General features: G+C 29.5%; 1 protein-coding gene. It reads left to right on the top strand.

Annotated features, from left to right (window positions below):
- Nucleotides 1-606, top strand: a 606-nt coding sequence (locus AAGF08_RS20445) for a hypothetical protein (RefSeq protein ID WP_343513311.1), incomplete at its 5' end; no start/stop codon positions are given.
- Between the last annotated feature and the right edge of the window lie 7 nt (nucleotides 607-613).

Here is a 613-nt window from a genome sequence, read left to right as displayed (position 1 = left end):
AGAAATGAAGAAAAGTCAGCATTAGCAAATTTAAAAGAGGATTTTGAATTTAATTTATCATCGATAGAAGAATTAATTGAGACGACTAATAGAGAAATAAAAGTAGGATTAAAAATACTTTCAAAAACTGGAAATAAATTTAGAAGTTCAAGCGAAATTGATATAGACTCAATGTTAATCCCAATTGGAAATTATCAAATATACTTTTCGCAAAATGGATTTTTAGCTGACCTCATAAATTCAGGAAAAATAGGAATTATCGAAAATGACTCTTTAAGAGTATCATTATCTTCTTGGGGCCAAACAATCGAGGAGCTTTATCGAAAAGAGCAAGCTGCATTGCATCATCATACACTATTAATTGATTATATCAAGGAGAACGGAAGTTGGTTAAATGTTGATAGTCAATATCCAAGTTTCGGTATTACCTATCCAAAATCTGGATTTGAAATTGACAATAACTCGCTATTACAACAAATTGAATTCGAAAACTTAGTGGATGAAGTTATAAACAGAAAAGGTGGTTTAAGGGAAAAACAAAAAAAGGTACAAGCACTAAATAGAACGATCTTGAGATTAATTCAAATTGAAATAGACAAAAATTAACGAAAGC

The organism is Algoriphagus sp. SE2, from assembly GCF_039563885.1.
GTDB lineage: Bacteria > Bacteroidota > Bacteroidia > Cytophagales > Cyclobacteriaceae > Algoriphagus.
The sequence above is the reverse complement of the archived record's forward strand: the minus strand, read 5'-3'. Positions and strand labels throughout refer to the sequence as shown.